Here is a 23,220-nt window from a genome sequence, read left to right as displayed (position 1 = left end):
TTGCGCTTGCACGAACGGAGCGCCCGGATACTGTGAAAGTCGGAATGAATTCGTTCGCGCGGTGGAAAGACCATGTCCACCCCGCGAACGAACCGGTCGTCCGGCGGTCCAGGCAACGGGGCAGGCGCGAAGGCGATGAGCGATAACAGCGGACACGACCACGCGGGCGCTCCCCGCATCACGCTCAAGACCCGCCTTCACGCCTGGTGGGAGGGGTACGACCTCTCCGGCCTGAAGGGCAAGGGCGGGGAGGAGGACGGCAAGCCGCGGGCCGGCGCCGTTCCGGCCCAGCCCGCCGTCCGGGGCCATGGCCCCGGCGTGAACCGCTGGGGCAAGCCGCTGTGGAGCGCCACGCGGATCGAGGTGGCCGAGAAGCTGTGGGGCGAGGGCTTCAACACGCCGGGCGGCCACGACCACATCCCCTATCTGGTGAAGCCGCTGGGACTCAATCCGGCGATGAGCGTGCTGGACCTGTCCGCCGGTCTGGGCGGCACCAGCCGCACCATGGCGAGCAAGTACGGCTGCTGGGTCACCGGGCTGGAGGCGGCTGAAATTCTGGCCAAGGAGGGGATGATCCGCTCCTTCAAGGAGGGGCTGGAGAAGAAGGCCCCGATCGAAACCTACGACCCGGAGAATTTCAGCTATCCCAAGCGCGTGGACGCCATCGTCTACAAGGAGGGGATGTTCTCCGTGCGCGGCAAGGACCAGCTGTTCGACGGGATGGAGCTGGCGCTGAAGCCGCGCGGCCATCTGCTGATGACCGATTACGTGATCGAGCCGGCGCTGGCCGGAGCCAAGGCCGTCCAGGTCTGGTGCGACAAGGAGCCGATGCAGCCGCATTTGTGGTCCAAGGACCAGATGGCCGCCGCCTTCGCCCAGCGGAATCTGGACCTGCGAATCGCCGAGGACATCACCGACACCCATCGCGGCCTGATCGTGAGCGCCATCCAGGGGCTGGTCGAGCATCTGGAGCGCCATCATCTCGACCACGAGACCAAGCTCGCCGTGATGGACGAGGTGGAGCTGTGGGTCCGCCGCGTTTCCGCCATCGAGGCGGGGATGCGGGTCTGTCGTTTCTACGCGCTGAAACCGGCGGAGTAGCGTCGAAACGGCCGCATCCGGCGGGAAACGCAACCGCGACGGGGGCCGTTGACAGCGGGGGTGCGCCGCACTATGGTGCGCGCCTTCGATCGAGCCGCCGACCGACCAGGATGAAGAACTATGAAGATCGTTAACTCTCTGAAGTCGATGAAGACGCGCCACAAGGCCTGCCGCGTGATCCGCCGCAAGGGCCGCGTCTACGTCATCAACAAGCAGAACCCGCGCTTCAAGGCCCGCCAGGGCTGAGACCGGCGGCCGGGTCCGCCCGGCCGACGAGCATCGGGTTTCTCGCAAGAGCCGCGCCTTTCGGGCGCGGCTCTTGCGTTTTGGGGGATCGGTTCGCCCATTGGCCGATCCCTCACCGGCTTGTGCGCGTCCCGCCGGCAATGATACCACTGGTTACGGAATGCATCCGGAACCAACCGGTGCGAATCACGGGGGAGGACGGCCGGCCATGCGGATGCCCGCGCCCGACGACGGCGTCATCGCGCGCCGCCGCGAGATCATCGCAGCGCTGCGGGCCATCGTGCCCGGCGAGGGGGTGATCGCCGACGAAAGCGAACTGCGCGCCTATGAATGCGACGGGCTGACCGCCTACCGCCAGCTCCCCATGGTCGTGGTGCTCCCCAGCACGGTGGAGCAGGTGAGCCGGGTGCTCAGGACCTGCAAGGCGATGGGGGTAAAGGTGGTGCCGCGCGGCGCCGGCACTTCCCTGTCGGGCGGTGCGCTGCCGCTGGCCGACGGCGTGCTGCTGGGGATGGGCAAGTTCAACCGCATCCTCGACATCGACTTCGCCAATCGCTGCGTGGTGACCCAGCCGGGGGTGACCAACCTCGGCATCTCCAACGCGGTGGCGCATGAGGGCTTCTATTACGCGCCCGATCCCTCCAGCCAGATCGCCTGCACCATCGGCGGCAACATCGCGGAGAATTCCGGCGGGGTGCATTGCCTGAAATACGGGCTGACCACCAACAACGTCCTAGGGCTGGAGATGGTGCTGATGGACGGCACCGTCCTGCGGCTGGGCGGCAAGCATCTCGACGCCGGCGGCTACGACCTGATGGGCGTCGTCACCGGCTCCGAAGGGCTGCTCGGCGTGGTGACCGAGGTCACGGTGCGCATCCTCAGGAAGCCGGCCACCGCCCGCGCCGTGCTGATCGGCTTCCCGACCAGCGAGCAGGGCGGCGACTGCGTGGCCGCCATCATCGCCGCGGGGATCATCCCCGGCGGCATGGAGATGATGGACCGGCCGGCCATCCACGCGGCGGAAGATTTCGTCCATGCCGGCTACCCGCTGGACGTTGAGGCGCTGCTGATCGTCGAGTTGGACGGTCCGGCGGCGGAGGTCGACCATCTGATCGACCGGGTGGCGGAGATCGCGCGGTCGAAGGGCTGCTGCTACTCCCGAGTCTCGACCTCGGAGGAGGAGCGGCTGTCCTTCTGGGCCGGGCGCAAGGCGGCCTTCCCGGCGGTGGGACGCATCAGCCCCGATTACTACTGCATGGACGGCACCATCCCGCGCAAGGCGCTGCCCCTGGTGCTGCACCGCATGCAGGAGATGTCGGACCGCTACGCCCTGCGGGTCGCCAACGTCTTCCACGCCGGGGACGGCAACCTGCACCCGCTGATCCTCTACGACGCCAACAAGCCGGGCGAGCTGGAGCGGGCGGAGGCCTTCGGCAACGACATCCTGCGGCTGTGCGTCGAGGTCGGCGGCGTGCTGACCGGCGAGCATGGCGTGGGGGTGGAGAAGCGCGACCTGATGACCGACCAGTTCGACGAGGTCGATCTCGATCAGCAGCAGCGGATCAAATGCGCCTTCGACCCCGACGGGCTGCTGAACCCCGGCAAGGTCTTCCCCAAGCTGCACCGCTGCGCCGAGCTGGGCCGCGTGCACATCCACAAGGGGGAGCTGCGCTTCCCGGACATTCCCCGCTTCTGAGGGAGCCGTTATGACCGTGACCACCATCAAGCCCGATTCGGCGGCCCAGACCGCCGACGCGGTGCGCTGGGCCCTGTCGGAAGGGACGCCGCTGGACGTCGCCGGTTCGGGGTCCAAGCGCGGCCTCGGGCGTCCGATCCAGGCCGCCCACACACTCGATCTGTCCGGCCTGTCCGGAGTCGTCGCCTACGAGGCGGAGGAGCTGGTGCTGACCGCCAAGGCCGGCACGCCGATGGCCGAGATCCTGCCGATGCTGGCGGAGCGGCGGCAGCAGCTCGCCTTCGAGCCGCAGGACCTCGGCCCGCTGTTCGGGCAACCGGAGGGGCAGGGGACGCTGGGCGGGGTGGTCGCCAGCGGGCTGGCCGGGCCGCGGCGCATCAGCGCCGGCTCCGCCCGCGACCACACGTTGGGCATCGCGGGGGTGAACGGGCGCGGCGACCTCTACAAGGGCGGCGGCAAGGTGGTGAAGAACGTCACCGGCTACGACGTGCCCAAGCTGATGGCCGGGTCCTTCGGCACGCTGACCGCTCTGACCGAGCTGACGGTGAAGGTGCTGCCGGCGCCGGAGGACGTTCGAACGCTTCTGTTGGCCGGGCGCGAGGACCGTCAGGCCGTGGCGGCGCTGACCGCGGCGCTGCAGAGCCCCTACGACGTGTCCGGCGCCGCCCATCTGCCGGCCGCCGTGGCGGCGCGGTCCGATGTGGGGGCGGTCGCCGCGGTGGGCGGGGCGGTGACCCTGGTGCGGGTGGAAGGCTTCGGCCCGTCCGTCACGGCCCGCGTCGCCGCGCTGACGGAGGAGCTTGGCGCCGACGCCGTGCTGGATCAGGACGAGTCGCGGGCGGTGTGGAGGGAGGTTCGGGACGTGGCGTATTTTGGCCCCGCTCCCTCCCCTGCGTCAGCGGGGGAGGGCCGGGGTGGGGGCGACGACTCCCGCCACATCTCCCGCCATGTCTGGAAAATCTCCGTCCAACCCTCCGAAGGGCCGCGCGTGGCGGAGTCGATCCGCTGGGCGCTGGACGCTGAACTGTATTTCGACTGGGGTGGCGGGCTGATCTGGGCGGCGGTGGCGCCGACGCCCGATGCCGCCTCCGCGATCCGCGGCTCGCTGGGCACCGCCGGCCACGCGACGCTGGTGCGTGCGCCCGAGGACGTGCGGACCACGACGGAGGTGTTCCATCCGCTGCCCGACACGGTGATGGCGCTGAGCCGCCGGGTGAAGGAGAGCTTCGACCCCTGCGGCATCCTGAACCCCGGCCGCATGCACGCGGGAGTGTAAGGCATCCATGCAGACGAACTTCACGCTCACCCAGCTCGCCAACGCCGACTACCGGGACTCGGAAGCGATCCTGCGCAAGTGCGTCCATTGCGGCTTCTGCACGGCGACCTGTCCGACCTACGTCCTGCTGGGCGACGAGCTGGACAGCCCGCGCGGCCGCATCTACCAGATCAAGGACATGCTGGAGAAGGGCGGACCGCCCACCGAGCATCAGGTGAAGCACATCGACCGCTGCCTCTCCTGCCTGTCCTGCATGACGACCTGCCCGTCGGGCGTCAACTACATGCATCTGGTCGACCACGCCCGCGCCCATGTCGAGGCGACCCACGCCCGCCCGCCCGCCGACCGCGCCATCCGCGCCCTGCTGGCGCGCGTGCTGCCGAACCCGCGGCTGTTCCGGCTGGCCCTGATCGCCGCCTGGTTCGGCAAGCCCTTCGCCGGTCTGCTGCCGGGGCGGCTCGGCGCATTGCTGGCGCTGGCCCCGAAGTCGGTGCCGGGGCCGAGCCACAGCGACCGTCCGGGCAGCCATCCGGCGGTCGGGCCGCGCCGCAAGCGCGCCGCCCTGCTGGTCGGCTGCGCCCAACAGGTGCTGGCCCCGCAGATCAACGAGGCGACCATCCGCCTGCTGAACCGCCAGGGGGTCGAGGTGGTGGTGGCCAAGGGGGCCGACTGTTGCGGCGCCCTGACCCATCACATGGGCAAGACCGACCTCAGCGACGCCGCGGCGCGGAAGACCATCGACGCCTGGATCGCCGAGATGGACGGGGAGGGGCTGGACGCCATCATCGTCAACACCTCGGGCTGCGGCACCACGGTGAAGGACTACGCCTTCCAGTTCCGCGAGGACGCGGAATACGCGCCCAAGGCGTTGCGCGTGGCGGCCATCGCCCGCGACGTGACGGAGTTCCTGGCGGAGATCGGGCTGTCCGCCCCGGTGATCGAGACGGGGCAGGCCATCGCCTACCACTCCGCCTGCTCCATGCAGCACGGCCAGCGCATCAAGGACCCGCCGCGCCATCTGCTGCACGGCGCCGGCTTCCAGGTGAAGGAGATCCCGGAGGCGCACATCTGCTGCGGCTCCGCCGGCACCTACAACATGCTTCAGCCGGAGATCGCCATGCAGTTGCGCGACCGCAAGGTCCGCAACATCGAGAGCACGAAGGCCGCCGCCATCGCCGCCGGCAATCTCGGCTGCATCACCCAGATCGCCACCGGGACCGGGCTGCCCGTCGTTCACACGGTCGAGTTGCTGGATTGGGCGACCGGCGGCCCGAAGCCCGACGCGCTGCGGGACAGTCCGGCCTTCGCCGGTCCTGCCCAGGCGCCGGGTGCTGCGGTGCGCGCGGCGGAGTAGGCTGGAAGAGGGACCGCCGACCCGCTTGGACTTTTCGCGCCGTATGGCTAGGTTGGCGCCAACGGGACGATGAGGCATCCAGTGGACTCCGGTTTGAAGGGCGGTTTGAAGGAAGGCGGTCTCGGGGGCGATAGCCACCGCCAGGACGGTGGGTACGGGATCGTACGGCGTCTGTCGGCCTGGGGGGTGCACGCCTTCACGGGCAGCGGCGTGGTGCTGGGGCTGCTGGCGCTGCTCGCCGCGGTCAATGGTGAGGCCAAGGCGTGCCTGGGCTGGCTCGGGCTGGCGCTGGTCGTCGACGGGGTGGACGGCACGCTGGCCCGACGCGCCTCGGTGAAGGAGGTGCTGCCGGGGATCGACGGGTCGGCGCTGGACCTCGTGATCGACTATCTGACCTACGTCGTCGTTCCGGCGGTCTTCCTGTACCGCTTCGGCCTGCTGCCCGACGGGTTCGGCGTGGCGCTTGCCGCCTTCATCATGATGACCTCGCTCTACTGCTTCTCGAACACCGGGATGAAAAGCGGCGACAACTACTTCGTCGGCTTTCCGGCGATCTGGAACGTGGTCGCCCTCTATCTGTGGCTTCTCGCGCTCGACCCGTGGATCAACACCGCGGTGGTGCTCATCCTCGGCCTGCTGACCTTCACGACGGTCAAGTTCCTGCATCCCTTCCGGGTGCGCCGCTGGATGCGCCTGAATCTTCTGGTCAGCGGGGCCTGGCTGGCCTCCAGCGCGGCGCTGGTGGTCCTCCATCCGGACCGGCCCGACGCCGTCTGGTACGTCTGGCTGGCCAGCAGCGCCTATTACGCCGCGATTTGCCTGTGGCGGACGCTGCGCGGACCGGCCGAGGCGTAAAACGCCTCAGGGCTTCTCGGGGGCGGTCTCCCGGTTGATGTCGTCCTTGGCGTCGCGGGCCTTCTGCTGGATGGCCGCCCCGGCGTCCTGCATCATACGGCCCGCTTCGGCGCCGATGCCCTTGGCGGCCTCGCCCACGCGCTCCGCGGTCTGGTCCACCGTGCGCCCGATCTCCTGGCCGGTCTTCTCCGCCGACTGCTGGTCGTCGCAGGCGGCCAGCAGCGGCAGGGCGAGGAGCGGAAGGGCAAGGACAGCGGTGCGAATCCCGTTACGACGAGCCATGGACTGGTCTCCACAGTTGATCCATGGAGGCGTAACGGTTCACGGGGGCGTTTTGTGCCCGCCCTCCATCAAAAGGGGAGTCTTCCTCAAAAGCGGTAGGAGGCGGTGATGGCGACCACCGGCCAGAAGCGGGCGGCGCGGATCGAATCCTCGACCTCGCGGCGCTGGTCCTCCAGCACGGCGGCGATGGCCGGCGTGGTCGCCGCGCCAGGGGCGGTCAGGCTGACGCGCGGGCTGCCCTGGAACAGCACGCCGAGATCCACGCCGACGCTGAAGTTCGGGCTGAAGACCGTGCCGTTGTAGCCGACCCCGACATAGGGGGCGAAGCGGTCGAACTTGGCTTCGCCGTCGAGTTGGCCGGCCTGCTGCGGCGTGACCACCACCCCGCCGAAGCTGCGCGGGCCGGACAGGGTGCCGGTCAGGTCGGCCTTGTTGTAGTTGATCCGCGCGCCGCCGCTGATGCGGAAGCCGGTACCGGCGACGGGATAGACGTCCAGCACCGCCCCGAAGCTGCGCAGCTTCACATCCAGGTCGTAATCGACGCCGGAAATGCCGCGGTCGGTGCTGAAGGTGAACATGTTGCCGCCCAGGCGCAGCCCGAACATCGGATTCACCCGATAGCCGGCCTCCAACCCCAGGCCGAGCGTGCTGGCCTGCGCGCCGACATGGAAGGGGGACTCGACCGGACCATCCATGGTCTGGGCGGTCGCGGCGGAGGCTCCGGCAACGGCGAGGGCGAAGGCGAGAAGGGCGGCGGTGCGCATGCGGCGTTTCCCCTTGAGACGTCTCGATCGAACGGGGAACGCGGACCAACCGCAAAGGTTGCGGCCGGCGTGGGGCGCCGGCCGCGTTTCAGCTGACTGTGACCAAACCGCCACGATGGTGGGGCATGGCCCCGTTCAGAACTGATCCTCGCTCAGCGCCATGACCGTGCGGTGGGCGGTCAGGATGGGCAGCAGCAGGCCCGGCCCCTGGGCCAGGATCTGCTCGGCGTAGAAGCGGGCGGTGACCAGCTTGGCCTCCAGGAAGGGCGCGTTGGCGCCGGGCTGGCGCAGCCCCTCCAGCGCCTTCGCGGCGGAGCGGGCGAGCATCCAGCCGCCGGCCACCGTGCCCCACAGCTTCAGATAGTTCACCGCCCCCGCCGCGGCGGCGCGCAGGTCGCCGTCGGCCTGCGTCTTCACCACCCAGGCCACCGCCTGCTCCAGCGCGTCCAGACCGGCGGACAGGTTGGTGCGGATCGCCTCCATGTCGTCGCCGGGGATGCTCTCCAGCTCCGTCACCGTGGCGCGCATCTCCGCGATGAAGGTCCGGGCCGACTCGCCGCCGTCGCGGCCGGTCTTGCGGAAGGTCAGGTCGTTGGCGTGAATGCCGTTGGTGCCCTCGTAGATCGGGGTGATGCGGGCGTCGCGGTAATGCTGGGCGGCGCCGGTCTCCTCGATGAAGCCCATGCCGCCGTGGATCTGCACGCCGGTCGAGGCGACGTCGCAGCCGATGTCGGTGCTCCACGCCTTCACGATGGGGGTCAGGATGTCCACGCGGGCGGTCGCGGCGGCGCGGGTCGCGGCGTCCTCGTGGTGGCGGGAGACGTCGAGCTGGGTGCCGGCGTAGAGCGCCAGCGCGCGGGCGGCCTCCGTCTTGGCCCGCATGTCCAACAGCATCCGGCGCACGTCGGGGTGGCGGATGATGGCGACGCCGGAGCCCTTCGGGTCGGCCAGATCCTTGCTCTGCACGCGGCCCTTGGCGTAGTCGCGGGCCTGCTGGTAGGCGCGCTCGGCGATCGCCACGCCCTGGATGCCGACGCCGAGGCGGGCGTTGTTCATCATGGTGAACATGTATTCGATGCCGCGGTTCTCCTGGCCGACCAGGAAGCCGGTGGCGCCGCCGTCGTCGCCGAAGGCCATCACGGCGGTGGGGCTGGCCATGATGCCCAGCTTGTGCTCCAGGCTGGCGCAGCGCAGGTCGTTGCGCGCCCCCGGCGTGCCGTCCGCGTTGGGCAGGAACTTGGGCACGATGAACAGGCTGATGCCCTTGATGCCCGGAGGCGCGTCGGGCAGGCGGGCCAGCACCAGATGGACGATGTTGTCCGTCAGGTCATGCTCGCCGTAGGTGATGAAGATCTTCTGGCCGGTGATGCGGTAGGTCCCGTCCTCGGCCCGCACCGCGCGGGTGCGCACGGCGGCGAGGTCGGAGCCGGCCTGCGGCTCCGTCAGGTTCATGGTGCCGTTCCACGTGCCGGCGATCATCTTCGGCAGATAGAGCGCCTTCTGCTCCGCGCTGGCGTGCTCGGTCAGCAGATCGACGGCGCCCTGGGTCAGCAGGGGGCACAGGCCGAAGGACAGGTTCGACGCCTGCCACATCTCGTTCACCGCGAAGGCGACGGTCCATGGCAGGCCCTGCCCGCCATACTCCGGCTCGAAGGGCAGGCTGTTCCAGCCGCTCTCGATGAACTGGCTGTAGGCGTCCTTCCAGCCGGTCGGCGTGCGGACCACGCCGTTTTCCAGCACCGAGCCTTCCTTGTCGCCGACCCGGTTCAGCGGGGCGAGCACGCCGGAGGCGAACTTGCCGGCTTCCTCCAGCACGGCGTCCACCAGATCGGGGGCGGCCGAATCGCAGTTCGGCAGCGCGGCGACCGTTTCGAGGCCGACCACCTCGTTCAGGACAAAGCGGAGGTCATCGACCGGAGCGGTGTAGGGAATCATGGATGGAGCGGCCTCCCGTGACCCGATTGTGCGTGCCCGATTGCGCGTGAATGCTTCTTGGGCGGCTTACGTGCGCGTCACCATACCGTACCGAATGGTGCGTGGCGAGTGTTCCGGACGGACATGGATATTGGTGTCTGGGTTGCGGCGCGAACAGCGCGCCTGCGACGCAGGAGAGGCGACCGGACTTGGCATCGCGGTTGCATAAGTGGGGCAGCACCGCTCACAGGGGTTCCTCCCATGACCATCGCCTCCGCCCTTGCCCGTCAGGCCGAATCCGCCGTCCAGGCCGCGAAGACCACCCGTGGGCCGGAGAATGTCGAGAAGGCGGTCCGCAACGCCAGCGCCAAGACCGGGGTCGATTTTTCCTACCTCATGGAAAAAGCTGCCGTGGAGAGCGGGTACCGGACGGACGTGAAGTCCTCCTCCTCCTCGGCGACCGGGCTCTACCAGTTCATCGACAGCACGTGGCTGGCGACGATGCGCGACCATGGGGCGGACCATGGCTACGCCAAATACGCCAACGCGATCCAGACGCGCGGCGACGGGCGCCCCTACGTCACCGATCCCGACCTGAAGCGCGAGATCCTGGACCTTCGCAAGGACCCCAACGCCTCGGCCCTAATGGCCGCGGAATACACCCGCGACAACAAGGAGTATCTGGAGGACACGGTCAAAGGGAAGGTCGGGTCCACCGAACTCTACATGGCGCATTTCCTCGGGGCGGGCGGGGCGTCGAAGTTCCTGACCGCCATGCAGGACAACCCCAACCGCGCCGCCAAGGAGCTGTTCCCCGACGCCGCCTCGGCCAACAAGGCGGTGTTCTTCGACAAGGACACCGGCCGGGCCAAATCGCTGAAGGACATCTACGACCGCTTCGCGACGAAGTTCGCGGAGACGCCCGCCGCCGATTTCGCGCCGGCCCAGACCGCCATCGACCGGGTGCGCCGCCAGGACATGCCGGATGGCTTCACCACCCAGGTGCCCAGCATGCCGCAGAAGGCGCTGAACGGCACGCCGCTGTCGATCTACCATGTGCTGGCGCTGAACGCCCTGGAGACTCCGGATGAGGTGGACAGCATCTCCGGCAGGCCCGCACGCGGCCGCCGTCCGGACGGCGAGGACAAGGACAACCGCCGCATGCGCGACCAACCGGTCCGCACGGATCAGAACGAGCACACCGGGCTGGGCCTCGGGCTTGGCCTGTCCAAGGTGATCGGCCAGGGGACGTCAGCCGGGACTGCGGCTGGAGCGGAGACGAGCAAGGCGGCCTGACCGGCGGAACGTCGGGCTAAGCGTCCTTGAGCCGCTCGCGGGCCTCCGCGGCGATGGCCGCGAAGACCCGGCGGTCGCCGGGCAGCAGCGCGTCGGCGGTCAATTGGCGGTGCGGCTCGAACCGCAACCCCGCCCGGCGCGCCGCCGCGGCGCTTCCCCAGAAAGCCGGCGGCCGGTGGCGCAGGCCCGGCGCATGGCGCGGTTCGCGCAGCCGCACCTCCCGCAGCACGTTGGTCAGGTCGAAGTCGATCAGGAGCCGCCGCCCGCCAGGGCCGGTCAGGCGAATCCAAGCATGGAACGGGAAGGACTCCGTCTCCTGCCGCCGCTGCGCCGGGTCGGGAGGACGGACGTCGGCGGTCGCCTCGGGATAGCCGAGCCAGCGCGCCCGGCCATGGGCATCGGACTTGCGGAACGCCACGCGGCCCAGCGCGACCTCGGCCCGCCCGTGGCCCAGGGCCTCCAGCAGCATCGCCCCGGCGAAGGCGTAATACTGGCAGCCGCCCAGCCGGTGGGTGTGGACCAGTTCGCGGTGCAGCGGGTGGGCGGTCACGGCCCCGTGCACCGCCTGCCGGATGCGCTCCCGCTCCGGCGGCAGGGCGCATGTGGTGGGCGTGCCGGGCATCGGCGCCGTCTCGGCCTCACCCAGCATCAGGCGCATCCACGCCGACATCGCGAGAAGCATTGCCGCCTCCGTTCCACGGTTACCGACCGACTCCTACGAACAGGCCGGAACCGCGAAAGGTCGCACGGGGCAGGCAGAACACCTCTTAGGGCAGCGCCCCTTACGGCAGCATCTTGCCGGGGTTCAGCAGGCCCTTGGGGTCGAGCGCCGCCTTCATGGCGCGCAGCAGGTCGAACTCGACCGGGCTCTTGATGACCGGCATCTCGTCCTTCTTGAAGCGGCCCACGCCATGCTCGGCGGAGATGGAGCCGTCCAGATCGAAGATGACCTCGTTCACGACATGGCAGATCTCGTCCCAGCGGGCGAGGTAGGCGGCGGTGTCGGCACCCACCGGCTGGCTGAGGTTGAAGTGGATGTTGCCGTCGCCGACATGGCCGAAGGGGGTGGGGCGGATGCCGGGGCAGGCCGCGGCCACGGCGGCCTCGGCGCGCTCAATGAATTCGGCGACGCGGGACACCGGGACCGACACGTCGTTCTTGATCGAGCCGCCCTCGAACTTCTGCGCCTCCACGATGGCCTCGCGGATGAACCAGAGCTGGTTGGCCTGGGTCTCCGACTGGGCGATGGTGGCGTCGGTGGCCAGCTCCGCCTCGAAGGCTTCGCCCAGCGCCGCCTCGACCGTCTCACGGAAGGCGTCGGACTGGGTGCCGGCGGTCAGCTCGGTCAGCACGTACCAGGGCGACGGCTCCGACAGCGGGTCGATGGTGCCGGCGACGTGCTTGAGCGCGAATTCCAGGCAGCGGCGCGACATCAGCTCGAAGGCGGCGACGGCGTCGCCCGACGCCTCGCGCAGGCGGGCCAGCAGTTCGATGGCGGCGGCGGGGCTGGGCACGGCGATGAAGGCCGTCTCCGCCTGGCGCGGGCGAGGGTAGAGCTTCAGCACCGCGGCGGTGACGATGCCCAGCGTGCCCTCCGCCCCGATGAACAGGTGCTTCAGGTCATAGCCGGTGTTGTTCTTGCGCAAGGACCGCAGGCCGTTCCAGACGCGCCCGTCGGCCAGCACCACCTCCAGCCCCAGCACGAGATCGCGCATGTTGCCGTAGCGCAGCACGTTGATGCCGCCGGCGTTGGTCGAGATCAGCCCGCCGATCTGGCAGGTGCCCTCCGCCCCCAGACTCATCGGCAGCAGGCGGTCCTTGTCCTTCGCGGCCTCCTGCGCGGTCTTCAGCACAACGCCGGCCTCCGCCGTCATGGTGTAGTTCAGCGTGTCGATGCCGCGGATCCTGTTCATCCGCGACAGGCTGATGACGATCTCGCGCCCCTCCTCGTAGGGGATGGAGCCGCCGACGAGGCTGGTGTTGCCGCCCTGCGGGACGACCGGGATGCCGGCCTCGGCGCAGATCCTCACAACCGCCGCGACCTCCTCGGTGCTGGCCGGGCGGACCACCGCCGGGCTGTTGCCCTTGAAGCGCCCGCGCCATTCCGACAGGTAGGGGGCCATGTCCTCCGGCGCGGTGAGAAGGCCGTTCGGGCCGACGATGGCGCGGATCTGGTCGAGGGCGGCGGCGAGGCTGGCGGCGGCAGGACTGGCGGAGGTCATGGGCGGGGTCCGGACGGGCTGGAGAGACTCATTGCCCCCACCCCAACCCTTCCCCGCTGTCGCAGGGGAGGGGGCTCTCTGTCCCTCCCCTGCGACAGCGGGGAAGGGAGGGACCCGCGAAGCGGGAGGGTGGGGGCAAACCGCAGAACTTTTACCGCCTCGCCGTCCGTTTTACCACTACCCCCGCGGCGCGGCGGCCCGCCGCAGCCGGTCGTTGATGGCTACACCCAGCCCCTCGTCCGGGATCGGCATCACCGCGATGGCGCGGGCACCCTCCTGGTCGAGTGCGCGGAGGTGGGCGAACAGGTTCGCCGCCGCCTCGTTCAGATCGCCCTGGAGGCTCAGGTTCAGCCGGGCCTTGCCGCCGCGGATGAAGCGGTCGGGGCCGAAGGTCAGGAACGCCTCGTCCTCCTCCGCACTCGTGGCGTTCAGCCGCACCGGGGCGTTGGGGGCGTAATGGCTTTCCAGCTGGCCGGGCGACTTCGGGGCGTCCGGATTGCCGGCGGAAACCTGGATGGGGCCGATCAGCCGCTCGATCTCCTCGCGCAGCACGGCGCCGGGGCGCAGCAGCACCGGCGTCGCGCCGGTCAGGTCGAGCACGGTGGATTCCACCCCGACCTGGCACTTGCCGCCGGCCACCACCATGCTGACCCGGTCGCCCAGGCTCTGGATGACGTGGTGGGGGGCGGTCGGGCTGACCGCGCCGGAGCGGTTGGCGCTGGGCGCGGCGATCGGTTTGCCGGCGGCCTTCAGCAGGGCTTGCGCCACCGGGTGGGCGGGCACCCGCACCGCCACGCTGTCCAACCCGGCGGACACCAGCAGCGACAGCCCGGCCTCGGCCCGGCGAGGCAGGACCAGGGTCAGCGGGCCGGGCCAGAACTGGTGGGCCAGTTCCACCGCGCGCTCGTCGAGCACGGCGATGGCCTCGGCGGACTCCAGGTCCGGCACATGGGCGATCAGCGGGTTGAACTGCGGGCGGCCCTTGGCGGCGAAGATCGCAGCCACGGCCCGGTCATCGGTGGCGTCGCCGCCGAGGCCGTAGACGGTCTCGGTCGGGAAGGCGACCAGGTCGCCGCCGCGCAGGGCCTCGCCGGCGCGGGCGAGGCCGGCGGGCGTGGCGGGGATGATGTCGGGATGCTTGTCGGTCACGGGGCGATTTGTAAAGCGTGGGAGGATGAAGTCAATTCGCGCGGTTGCGCCGGCTCTGTCCAAGCCTTATGACGGGTGTGCGCGATAAACAACCAAATGATGGGTGCGGGCATGGCGGGCAAGGTCTTCACCGTGGCTCAGCAGAAGGGCGGGGCCGGCAAGACCACGCTGGTCGCCCATCTCGCCATCGCCTGGATGCAGCTCGGGCGGTCGGTCGCCACGGTGGACATCGACCCGCAGGGCAGCCTGACCCGCTGGCACGCGGTGCGGGCTGAGGCCACGGGCGGCGAACCCGGCTTCACCCACGTCCAGATCACCGGCTGGCGCACCCAGACCGAGGTCGAGAAGCTGACCCGCGACCACGACATCGTGCTGATCGACAGCCCGCCCCACGCCCAGACGGAGGCGCGGATCGCCGTGCGCGCCGCCAGCCTCGTCATCGCCCCGGTGCAGCCCAGCCCGATGGACCTGTGGGCGGTGCAGCCGACGCTGGACCTCGCCTTGCAGGAGAAGCGCCGCCTGCTGCTGGTGCTGAACCGCGTGCCGCCGCGCGCCCGCATCGCGGACGAGCTGATCGTGCGGGTGCGCGACCTCGTGAACCCGCCGGCCGTGGACCTCGCGGAGGCGCAGATCGGCAACCGCACCGCCTACGCCGGGACCCTGCTGTCCGGCCTGTCGGTGACCGAGGCGGCGCGCAAGACCCAGGCGGCGGCGGAGATGCAGGCGTTGGCCGAGGAAATCTTGCGCCGGGCGGCATAAATCCGGGGCGCTTGCATGGACGCCGGCATGGGGGCCTCATGGACAGCACAATTCAGAGCGTCGATCTCGTCGGGCATCTGACGGCCAACCCGCATCTCGGCCACCTCCTGCGGGGCGGCGACGGCAACCCGGTCGCGGCCGTCTTCGACCGCTGCGTTCTGAACAACCACCTGATGTTCCCGGTGACGCCGGATCTGCGCTGCTTCCGCCGTCATTTCGGCATGTTCCATGAGATGGCCTACGGAATGGTGGGGCAGGTCCCCTCGCCGGTTTTCCTGCAGGCGCTCGCCGAGCCCGAGCCGCCCGGCAAGTATCTGGCGATGGGCGGCAACGACAATTATTTCCATTGGTGTCTGGATTACCTGCCGCGTCTGGTCTTCGGCGCGCTCGCCCCGGACGGTGCGGAGCGGCGGGTCATCATGGATGGGACGCCCAACCCATGGCAGGCGGCCTCGCTGCGTCTTTTCATGACCGGGCTGAAGCTGGATGCGCTGGATCTCCATGTCAGCCGGAGCGATTGGAGCAGCTATCCCGATTGCCTCGTGCCGCTGCCGTTGCGGTCGCAAGCGGTGGCGATCTGGAACGTGGTCCTGAACCATGCTCGCGACGTCCTGCCGACGCCATCCGGCGTAAAGCGATTGTTCGTTCTGCGAAAGAACGCCACCAAGCGCTTCGCCGTGAATCAGGACGAGGTGGCGGAGGCGCTTGAGCCGCTGGGCTTCCTCGCCGTCGATCCGGGAAGCCTCACGTTCGAGGAACAGATCGCCCTGTTCAGCGGGGCGGAGCTGGTCGTCGGCTGCCACGGGGCGGCCTTGACCAACATCCTGTTCGCTCCGGCGGGCGCGACCCTGATCGAACTTCGTGGCCGCGTTCTGCAACCCTTCTTTGGAAATCTCGCCGCCCAGCGGGGGATGCGTTATCTCGATCTCGCCTGTCCGGAACGGCCCGACAGCCATCATGACATCATCGAGCGGGACTACGTCGTTCCGCTCGACGCGTTGCGCGAATGCCTTGCCGGGGTCGGCGTCAGTTGAACCTGGGTCGGCTGAAACGGTGGGGATGATGTCCCCCACCGCATCGCGAAACGATTACAGCGCCTGCAACGCCTTCAGCACCGCCGCCACATGGCCGGTGACCTTGACCTTGCGCCAGACGTTGCGGACGATGCCGTCCTTGTCGATCAGGAAGGTCGCGCGCTCCAGCCCCATGTACTTGCGGCCGTACATGCTCTTCTCGACCCAGACGCCGTAGGCCTCGGCGACGCCCGCCTCCTTGTCGGAGGCGAGCGTGAAGGGCAGCTCGTACTTTGCCTTGAACTTGTCGTGGCTGGCCACGCTGTCCTTGGACACGCCGATGATGACGGCGTCCAGCCCGCTGAAGTCCGGGAGCTGGTCGCGGAAGCCGCAAGCCTCCGACGTGCAGCCGGAGGTGTCGTCCTTCGGGTAGAAGTACAGCACCACCGGCTTGCCCCGCAGGGCGGACAGCGTGACGCTGCCGCCGCCGTCGGTCGGCATGGTGAAGTCCGGGGCGGGGGCGCCGGCCTCGATGGCGGCGGCGTTCTGGGCTTCGCTCATGGGAGTTTGGCTTCTTCTTTGGTCTCTGGGGGAGGCAGCCTGGATGCCGGCTCCTCGACCAGCGCCACGAAATGGCGGTGGGCGCGGGCGGCGATGTCCCGGATTCTGCTGTCCAGAGCGGCGAAGTCAACCGCCGGCTCCTCATCCGGGAAGGCGGCGCGGGACAGACCTTCCCGCAGCGTGGGCGACACCTGCCGCGGATCGAGCACCCCGTCGGTGGTCAGCCGCAGGAAACCCTGCACCCGGCGCCACAGCTTCAGCGTCTCCACCAGCTCCTCCGCCACCTCCGGCGCCAGCAGCCCGGCCGCGGCGGTGTTGAGCAGGGCGCGGCTGGTGGCGATGGACAGGATTTCCGGGTGTGCGTGCCCGTGGCGGAGCTGGAGATACTGGGCGGTGAACTCTATGTCGATCAGGCCGCCGCGGGCGTATTTGACGTTCCACGGGTTGGTGGTGCCGAACTCCTTGTCGATGCGGCGGCGCATGTCGGCGACGTCCCACAGCACCTTGGCCGGGTCGCGCGGGCCGGTCAGCACGCCGCGGATGGCCGACTCGACCTTGCGGGCCAGCGCCGGATCGCCGCCGATGACGCGGGCGCGGGTCAGGGCCATGTGCTCCCACGTCCAGGCGTCCTTGGCCTGATAGGCGGTGAAGGCGTCCAGCGCGGTGGCGAGCGGCCCGGCGTTGCCCGACGGGCGCAACCGCATGTCCACCTCGTACAGCCGCCCGTCCGCCATCGGGGCGGTGATGGCGTTGGTCAGGCGCTGAGTCAGCTTGATGTAATACTCGTTGGGGGCCAGCGGCTTGGTCCCGTCCGACTGCCGGGTTCCCGGCGGCACCTCGTAGACCACGATCAGGTCGATGTCGGAGGTGATGGTGAGCTGCCGGCTGCCCAGCTTGCCCATCGCCACCACCACCCAGGCGCCGCCGGGGATGCGGCCGTGGCGGGCGGCGAACTCCTCCTCGACGCGGGCGGCCAGCTCCGGCACCACCACGTCGGCCAGATCGGCCAGGAAGGGGCCGCAGCGGTCGCCGTCGGTGATGCCGCGCAGGATGTGCGCCCCGGCGCGGAAGCGCTGGTCGTTGGTCCAGCGCCGCGACAGGGTCAGCACGTCCTCGAAATTGTGCGCCCCGGCGATGAACCGCTTGTACTCCGGCGTCAGCCCCGCCGCGTCGGGCAGCGGGTCGAAGAAGTCGGGCGACAGCACGGCGTCGAGCAGCGACGGGTTGCGCGACAGCGTCTCGGCCAGTTGCGGCGCCGTGCCCATGATCTCCGCCACCAGGGCGAGCAGCCAGGGGTTGGCGATGAACAGCGAGAACAGCCCGACCCCCGCAGGCAGCCGTTCCAGGAAGCTGTCGAACTTGACCAGCGCGTCGTCCGGTGCGGGCGTCTTGGCCAGCTCGTTCAGCATCGCCGGCACCAGCTCGGTCAGCAGCTCCCGCGCGCGGCCCGAGCGGGTGGAGCGGTAGCGCCCGCGGTGCCAGGTGGAGACCACGGCGATGACCCGGCTGGGGTCGCGGTAGCCCATGCCGGCCAGCGTCTTCACCGTGCCGGGGTCGTCGTCGGTGCCGGTGAAGACGAGGTTGCCGGGGCCGGACAGCGACGGCGCCTCCTCGAACAGTTCGGCGTAGCGGTCCTCCACCCGGCCGAGCTGCGCCAGCAGGTCGGCGCGGAAGTCCTCCGCCCGCCCGTAGCCGAGGAAGGTGGCGAGATGGGCCACCCCCTCGTCGTCCGCCGGGATCTGGTGGGTCTGGCGGTCGTCGGTCATCTGGATGCGGTGCTCGACCCGGCGCAGGAAGCGGTAGGCCTCCTCCAGCTCCTCCACCGCCGCCTCCGGCACGCGGCCGACCGCGCACAGCGCCTTGTTGGCCAGCAGGGTGGGGGCGATGCGCACGCGGATGTCGCGCCCGCCGAAGATCAACTGCTGGGTCTGGGCGAAGAACTCGATTTCGCGGATTCCGCCGCGGCCGACCTTGATGTCGTGGCCATTCACCGTCACTTCACGATGGCCCTTGTGGGCGTTGATCTGACGCTTGATGGAATGGATGTCCTGGATGGCCGCGAAGTCGAGGTGGCGCCGCCACACGAACGGTTCGAGGAAACGCAGGAAATGCGCCCCGGCCTCGGGATCGCCGGCGATGGGGCGGGCCTTGATCATGGCCGCGCGCTCCCAGTTCTGCCCGACGCTGCCGTAGTAAATTTCGGCCGCCGAGACCGACACCGCGAGCGGCGTGGCACCCGGATCGGGACGCAGCCGCAGATCTGTACGGAAGACGTAGCCGTCCTTGGTCCGTTCATCCATAATGCGGACAAGATCGCGCGCGATACGAATGAACGTGCGGGCGAGGTTGTCCGGCTGGGGCGTTTGCACGACGGCGTCGTCGTACAGGACGATCAGGTCGATATCGCTGGAATAGTTGAGCTCGCGCGCACCAAGTTTGCCCATGCCAAGCACGATCAGGCCCGACCCGACCCATGGCCGCTGCGGTTCCGGCAGCGTCAGCGTGCCCGCCTCCGCGGCGCGGCGCAGCAGGTGGTTTGCCGCCATCCGCACCGACGTCTCGGCGATGTCGGACAGCGCGCCGGTGACCGCCTCCAACTCCCACGCGCCGGTGATGTCGGCGATCGCGATCAGCAGCGCCGCCCGCCGCTTGGCGACGCGCAGGGCCGTCATCAGCCGGTCGATGTTGCGCTCCTCCGCGCAGTCCGCCTCCAGCCGGCGCAGCAGCGCCGCGAAGGCGCCGTCGTACCCCTGCGTCACCATCCCTTGGACGAAGGGCAGCTCGCGCGTCAGGATCTGGCCGAGATACGGGCTGTTGCCGCACACCGCGTCGATCAGCGCCCGGCCCTCGGGCGAATCGGCGTACGCCTCGGCCCAGGCGCGCAAGGCGTCGTCGCCGGTGCTGGCCGCCTCCTGGCGCCAGCGCTCCAGCCCCCGGTCGGCAAGGGCGGCGTCGAAGGGTTTCGGCAGCGTAATGGTCATGGTCGCGGCTATCCCTGCACAAGAACTGAGCAGGAAGGTGCGCGGTCCCGCCCTTCCGGTCAACCGTGACAATGCGCCGCCGCTGGGACCCCGTCCGTGATCCGGCGCACCGCGAAGATTCTCGCCTGGACCACCGCGGGCGCGGTCGTCGTCGTCGGCGCCGCGGGCGGGCTGTTCGCCTGGCGGCTGGCCCAGGGGCCGATCGCGCTCGACCCGCTGACCCCCTATGTGGAGCGGGCGCTGAGCGATCCGCAGGGCCGCTACCGCGTCGATGTCGGCCAGCTCGTCCTGTCCTGGGTGGACGAGGAGGAGAGCGACGGGCTGACCCGGCTGGATCTGCGGGCCATCGACGTGCACGCGGTCAACGCCGAAGGGGACGAGCTTGCGGCGGTGCCGGAGCTGGGCGTCGGCTTCTCCGTGCGCGCGCTGTTCCAGGGCAAGCTGTCGCCGACCCGGCTCGACCTCGTGCGGCCGCGCCTCCAGGTGGTGCGCCGGGCCGACGGCAGCCTGGATTTCGACGTGCGCTCGCTTCCGTCTCCTGGCGAGCCGGAGAAGGAGGAGCCGGCCGGAAGCCCCGATTTCGCGGGGGAGATCGTCTCCACCCTGATGCAGCCCCCGGACATCGCCCGCCCGCTGGGCCTGCTGCGGCGGCTGACCATCATCGGCGCCGACCTGACGGTGACGAACCGGATGCTGGGCCTGTCCTGGCACGCCAACCGCGCCGACATCGTGCTGACCCGCGACGGGACGGAGATCGTCGGCGGAGCGCAATTGCTGCTCGACCTCGACGGGCGGACGGCGGCGGTGGAGGCGTCGGGCGTCCATCGCATGGCGGATGCGGAAACCGCGCTGTCCACCCGCTTCGAAGGGCTGCAGCCGGCGGCGCTCGCCAAGATCGGGCCGCTGCTGGCGCCGCTGTCGGCGGTGACCGTGCCGCTGGGCGGGCGCATCGACGCGACCCTGGATTCGCGGTTCGAGCCGGTGCGCTTCGGCTTCGATCTGCAGGGCGGTGCCGGGGAGGTCAGCCTGCCCGCGCTGCGGCCCGACCCCTACCGCGTCGACCGTCTGCGGCTGCGCGGCGGGCTGGACGTGCCGGGCCGGCGGGCGGAGCTGGAGCGGCTCGACCTCGCGCTCGACGGGGTGGCGATCTCTGGGCGGGGCGACCTGCGGGAGCAGGGCGGGCAACGCAGCGGCAGCCTGCGGCTCGACCTGACGGCGGGCGGCGAGCGGGCCTCGCTCGACCTCGACGGCACGCAGGTTCCCGACAAGGGCGCGTCGCTGGCCGCAAGGCTCGACGGGCTGGTGCCCGCCGCGCTGGCCGGGCTCGCCCCGGCGCTGGCCCCACTGGGCGCGGCGCAGCTTCCCCTGTCCGGCACGGCCAGCGTCGAGCTGGACCCCGACGGACAGCCGCGCAGCGGGCGGGCGGAGCTGACGGCCGGCGCCGGCCGCGTCCTCCGGCCGGACCTGTTCCCGGAACCGCTGCCCGTCGCCTCCGCCGCCCTGACGGTGGCCGGGGATCGCGTTTCGGGCCGGCTGGATGTGGAGCGGCTGGCGATCGACCTCGGCGGCCCGACGGTGGAGGGAACGGCGCAGGCCACCGTCGCCCAGTTCGGCACGCCGGACGCCCGCCTGTCGGTGGAGGCCGCCGTGACGGCCCGGCGGGTGCCGGCGGACGAGCTGCCCCGGCTGTGGCCGCTGGGTCTGGGGAAGAACGCGCGGGAGTGGGTGACCGAAAACCTGTCGCAGGGCGTCGTCCCGGAGGCGACGGCCACCGTCGCCGCCAGCGGGCCGCTGTCCGACCTCGCGGCGATCGACGTGACGCATTTCCAGGCCGGCATCCAGGCCGAGGACATGACGGTGGATTACTTCCACCCGCTGCCCAAGGTGACCGGTCTGGCGGCGGAGGTGTCCACCGACGGCAAGACCTTCACCATTCACACCAAGGGCGGGCGGATCGACGACGTTCAGCTCGGCGAGGGCACCGTCGTCATCGGCGGGCTGGACACCGGCAAGGAGACCATGGAGATCCGCGTCCCGGTCCGCGGGCCGGTGCGCACCATCCTGACGGTTCTGGACAGTCCGCCGCTGGGCTATCCCAGCCGGCTCGACCTCGACCCGAAGCGCACGCAGGGGCAGGCCGACGCGCAGCTGCACTTCCAGTTCCCGCTGCTGGTCGATCTGAAGGTGGAGCAGCTGAACCTGGACGTCGCGGCGAAGCTGCGCGGCGTCGGGGTGGAGAAGGTGGCAGCCGGGTTGACCGCGACCGAGGGCGACCTGACGCTGGCGCTCGACATGAACGCCATGACGGTCAAGGGCAACACCAAGCTGGACGGCATCCCCGTCACCATCGACTGGAAGGAGCAGTTCACCTCCACCGCCAAGGGGCCGCGCACCCGCATTGCCGTGAAGGGCGACGTGGACGCCCAGGACCTGCGCAGCCACGGCATCGACCTCGGCGAGCATGTCGCGGGGCCGCTGGGAGCGGACGTGCTGTTCACCGTGGACCAGCGCCGCCGCTTCGGCCTGACCGCCGGGCTGAACCTGGAAAAGACCCACCTGCGCATCGACGAGCTGGGCTGGGAGAAGAAGCCCGGCGTGCCCGGCGCCGGCAAGCTGGCGCTGGAGTTCCAGAAGGACCGGGTGACCCGCATCACCGGCCTGTCGGTCGATGCCGGGGGGCTGCGCGCCCAGGCGGTCGTCGATCTCGCGCCGCAGACCATGGCGGTCACCAAGGTGGCGGTCGGGCAGTTGTCGGTCGGCCAGACCGACCTGAAGGCCGACGTGACGGTGCACGACGGCGGCAAGAGCGGCTATTCCGGAACCATCACGGGCCAGAGCCTCGACGCCCGCGTCCTGGCCGGCAAGGCCGACCCGCCCGGCGGCAAGAAGCCCGGCCCGAGCGACGAGAAGCCGCTGCCGCTCGATTTCGACCTGAAGCTGAATCGCGTCGTCTTCGGGGATGGCCGCCATCTGTCCGACGTGGCCGGGCGGATCAGGCGCGACCGCCTGTCCTGGACCGCGCTCGACGTGACGGCGCGGGCGGGGCGCGACGGCGCGGTGTCCCTGCGCTATCTGCCGGGTGCCCAGGGCTTCCACGACGTGGCCATCTCGGCCAGCAACGCGGGCGCGACCTTCCGCGCGCTCGACATCAACGACCGGGTGCAGGGCGGCGCGCTGGCGATCACCGGCCGCACGGTGGAGCCGCGGGCCGACGCCGCCATCGAAGGCCGGATGGAGCTGACCGACTACGCGCTGGTCGATGCGCCGGTCCTGGCCCGCATCCTGAACGCCATCTCCCCCTCCGGCTTCGCCGAGCTGATGGGCGGCGGCGCGGGCATCCGCTTCGGGCGGGCGGTTAGCGATTACCGCAAGGACGGTCGCCTGCTGACGATCAAGGACCTGCGCACCTCAGGCTCCGCGCTCGGCCTCACCCTGGGAGGGGAAATCGACATCGAAACGGACACCGCCAACCTGCGCGGCACCATCGTGCCCATCTATGGGCTGAACCGCCTGATCGGCCAGATTCCGCTGCTGGGCGACGCGCTGAGCGGCGGCGAGGGGCAGGGCATCTTCAGCGCCACCTGGCACGTCCGCGGGCCGCTGGCCGACCCGGACGTGACGGTGAACCCGCTCGCCATGCTGGCGCCGGGCTTCCTGCGCAACCTGTTCTTCCTGGGCGAAGGTGGCGACGGGAAGGAAGCGCCGTCGCCGGGGACCTTCGAGAAGTAGGGGGTTGATTTTCCCTCTCCCG

General features: G+C 70.1%; 18 protein-coding genes. 10 read left to right on the top strand and 8 right to left on the bottom strand.

Annotated elements, in window-relative coordinates; translation table 11 throughout:
- Window positions 1-135 precede the first annotated feature (135 nt).
- The 6 genes from JJL56_RS04845 to pcsA all read left to right on the top strand — a co-directional run bounded on the left by JJL56_RS04845 (window position 136) and on the right by pcsA (window position 6,528).
- A complete protein-coding gene (locus tag JJL56_RS04845) occupies window positions 136-1,101 on the top strand; it encodes an SAM-dependent methyltransferase (RefSeq protein ID WP_145622364.1) in 966 nt (321 codons plus the stop codon).
- A 120-nt stretch (window positions 1,102-1,221) separates the two neighbouring features.
- On the top strand, window positions 1,222-1,347 hold the full coding sequence (ykgO, locus tag JJL56_RS04840; protein WP_012973122.1) for a type B 50S ribosomal protein L36: 126 nt from the start codon (window positions 1,222-1,224) through the stop codon (window positions 1,345-1,347).
- Window positions 1,348-1,555: 208 nt separating this feature from the next.
- The gene (locus tag JJL56_RS04835) at window positions 1,556-3,043 is read left to right on the top strand and encodes an FAD-linked oxidase C-terminal domain-containing protein (protein WP_200484364.1); all 1,488 of its coding nucleotides are present in this window, start codon (window positions 1,556-1,558) and stop codon (window positions 3,041-3,043) included.
- 10 nt (window positions 3,044-3,053) lie between these two features.
- Window positions 3,054-4,319, top strand: a complete 1,266-nt coding sequence (locus tag JJL56_RS04830) for an FAD-binding protein (RefSeq protein ID WP_200484363.1) — start codon at window positions 3,054-3,056, stop codon at window positions 4,317-4,319.
- Between the two features lie 7 nt (window positions 4,320-4,326).
- The gene (glcF, locus tag JJL56_RS04825; protein ID WP_145622357.1) at window positions 4,327-5,673 is read left to right on the top strand and encodes a glycolate oxidase subunit GlcF; all 1,347 of its coding nucleotides are present in this window, start codon (window positions 4,327-4,329) and stop codon (window positions 5,671-5,673) included.
- A gap of 81 nt (window positions 5,674-5,754) precedes the next feature.
- The gene (pcsA, locus tag JJL56_RS04820) at window positions 5,755-6,528 is read left to right on the top strand and encodes a phosphatidylcholine synthase (RefSeq protein ID WP_247889199.1); all 774 of its coding nucleotides are present in this window, start codon (window positions 5,755-5,757) and stop codon (window positions 6,526-6,528) included.
- Window positions 6,529-6,534: 6 nt separating this feature from the next.
- Here pcsA and JJL56_RS04815 read toward each other — a convergent pair whose 3' ends face one another.
- The 3 genes from JJL56_RS04815 to JJL56_RS04805 all read right to left on the bottom strand — a co-directional run bounded on the left by JJL56_RS04815 (window position 6,535) and on the right by JJL56_RS04805 (window position 9,509).
- Window positions 6,535-6,810, bottom strand: a complete 276-nt coding sequence (locus JJL56_RS04815; protein WP_145622354.1) for a hypothetical protein — start codon at window positions 6,808-6,810, stop codon at window positions 6,535-6,537.
- Window positions 6,811-6,896: 86 nt separating this feature from the next.
- Complete coding sequence (locus JJL56_RS04810; RefSeq protein WP_200484362.1) at window positions 6,897-7,574, bottom strand: hypothetical protein; 678 nt, start codon at window positions 7,572-7,574, stop codon at window positions 6,897-6,899.
- A 135-nt stretch (window positions 7,575-7,709) separates the two neighbouring features.
- Window positions 7,710-9,509 carry an acyl-CoA dehydrogenase gene (locus JJL56_RS04805; protein ID WP_145622350.1) on the bottom strand — a complete coding sequence of 600 codons (1,800 nt, stop codon included), beginning with the start codon at window positions 9,507-9,509 and terminating at the stop codon, window positions 7,710-7,712.
- A 240-nt stretch (window positions 9,510-9,749) separates the two neighbouring features.
- On the opposite strand from JJL56_RS04805, the gene JJL56_RS04800 reads away from it, so the two are divergent.
- On the top strand, window positions 9,750-10,784 hold the full coding sequence (locus JJL56_RS04800; RefSeq protein WP_145622349.1) for a lysozyme family protein: 1,035 nt from the start codon (window positions 9,750-9,752) through the stop codon (window positions 10,782-10,784).
- A gap of 16 nt (window positions 10,785-10,800) precedes the next feature.
- On the opposite strand, the gene JJL56_RS04795 is transcribed toward JJL56_RS04800, so the two are convergent.
- From JJL56_RS04795 to JJL56_RS04785, 3 genes are all read right to left on the bottom strand, one after another.
- Window positions 10,801-11,466 carry a hypothetical protein gene (locus JJL56_RS04795; protein ID WP_200484361.1) on the bottom strand — a complete coding sequence of 222 codons (666 nt, stop codon included), beginning with the start codon at window positions 11,464-11,466 and terminating at the stop codon, window positions 10,801-10,803.
- A 100-nt stretch (window positions 11,467-11,566) separates the two neighbouring features.
- Window positions 11,567-13,006, bottom strand: a complete 1,440-nt coding sequence (locus JJL56_RS04790; RefSeq protein ID WP_145622345.1) for an FAD-binding oxidoreductase — start codon at window positions 13,004-13,006, stop codon at window positions 11,567-11,569.
- A gap of 177 nt (window positions 13,007-13,183) precedes the next feature.
- Complete coding sequence (locus JJL56_RS04785; protein ID WP_200484360.1) at window positions 13,184-14,155, bottom strand: L-threonylcarbamoyladenylate synthase; 972 nt, start codon at window positions 14,153-14,155, stop codon at window positions 13,184-13,186.
- 111 nt (window positions 14,156-14,266) lie between these two features.
- Between JJL56_RS04785 and parA the strand changes: the two genes are divergently transcribed.
- Window positions 14,267-14,914, top strand: coding sequence for a ParA family partition ATPase (parA, locus tag JJL56_RS04780; protein ID WP_200484960.1), 648 nt, complete (start codon window positions 14,267-14,269; stop codon window positions 14,912-14,914).
- 38 nt (window positions 14,915-14,952) lie between these two features.
- Complete coding sequence (locus JJL56_RS04775; RefSeq protein ID WP_200484359.1) at window positions 14,953-15,948, top strand: glycosyltransferase family 61 protein; 996 nt, start codon at window positions 14,953-14,955, stop codon at window positions 15,946-15,948.
- A 54-nt stretch (window positions 15,949-16,002) separates the two neighbouring features.
- Here JJL56_RS04775 and bcp read toward each other — a convergent pair whose 3' ends face one another.
- Entirely contained in the window at window positions 16,003-16,488 is a 486-nt protein-coding gene (gene bcp / locus JJL56_RS04770) for a thioredoxin-dependent thiol peroxidase (protein ID WP_200484358.1), read from the bottom strand.
- A complete protein-coding gene (locus JJL56_RS04765; protein ID WP_200484357.1) occupies window positions 16,485-19,469 on the bottom strand; it encodes a bifunctional [glutamine synthetase] adenylyltransferase/[glutamine synthetase]-adenylyl-L-tyrosine phosphorylase in 2,985 nt (994 codons plus the stop codon). Before JJL56_RS04765 ends, bcp begins: the two co-directional genes overlap by 4 nt.
- 96 nt (window positions 19,470-19,565) lie before the next feature.
- Here JJL56_RS04765 and JJL56_RS04760 point away from each other — a divergent pair, with 96 nt between their 5' ends.
- The gene (locus tag JJL56_RS04760; RefSeq protein ID WP_200484356.1) at window positions 19,566-23,198 is read left to right on the top strand and encodes a YhdP family protein; all 3,633 of its coding nucleotides are present in this window, start codon (window positions 19,566-19,568) and stop codon (window positions 23,196-23,198) included.
- Window positions 23,199-23,220 lie beyond the last annotated feature (22 nt).

The organism is Azospirillum aestuarii, assembly GCF_016632405.1.
Lineage (GTDB): Bacteria > Pseudomonadota > Alphaproteobacteria > Azospirillales > Azospirillaceae > Azospirillum > Azospirillum aestuarii.
Note: the sequence above shows the minus strand (reverse complement) of the source record. Positions and strands in the feature narration are given on the sequence as shown.